The organism is Chitinophaga sp. Cy-1792 (assembly GCF_011752935.1).
In the GTDB taxonomy this organism is placed as follows: Bacteria; Bacteroidota; Bacteroidia; order Chitinophagales; family Chitinophagaceae; genus Chitinophaga.
Genome location: NZ_VWWO01000019.1, coordinates 1 through 751, shown reverse-complemented (window position 1 = coordinate 751; position 751 = coordinate 1). Strand labels below are relative to the sequence as shown.

Annotated in this window: 1 rRNA gene; it reads left to right on the top strand. The window is 36.6% G+C overall.

What is annotated here, in order from left to right:
• The first annotated feature begins 10 nt into the window (after window positions 1-10).
• A 5S ribosomal RNA gene (gene rrf, locus F3J22_RS30265) occupies window positions 11-122 on the top strand.
• The last annotated feature ends 629 nt before the right edge of the window (window positions 123-751 follow it).

The following is a 751-nucleotide window of genomic DNA, read 5'->3' as shown; positions in this document are numbered from 1 at the left end:
AAAAAGATCTTATGGTGGTTTTGCCAAGGGTGTTCACCTCTTCCCATTCCGAACAGAGAAGTTAAGCCCCTTATGGCCGATGGTACTGCACAACAATGCGGGAGAGTAGGTAGCTGCCATATTTATTAAGAAAGGTCCTGGTGTTAAACCGGGACCTTTTTCTTTTATATAAGTAGAGACTACTACTAAAGTAGACGACTACACGAAGTTCAAAACTTCAGATCTCTAAAAGTAGAGATCATCTGATTACCTCCTTACAAAGTATCTACTTCTAACAGATACAACACGAATCGTAACAGTCTTTTCTGCAGATTCACACTTGAAATATCGCTGAAAATAAATAGCAGAAAACAACTTAATAAGTTGAAATAATTTTTGCTGCGAGTGATAAAGATGCTATCTTTGCCATCCGCTCCAAAAAACAGCGCAGTTCTTTACACGTCGGGTTTGATTATCAATGTTTTATCAAAGATTCTCCAATATTTAAGTTGTTGAGATTCAATGAAATAAAAATAGAAAATAATCAAAATAGTTTTGGTGGTTTAAATAAAGGTTCTTACCTTTGCACTCCCAACGCAAATGACGCGAAAGGATAACAAAAAGTTCTTACAGCAAATACGCTACAATGTACGCCGAACGGGCACAGAGATCGGATCTCATACATTAACAACGGTTACTACAGAGTAATCGAAAGTTCTTTGAAAGAATGGAAACAACAGCACGAATCAAATTAGTGATAGTTTGATTCACA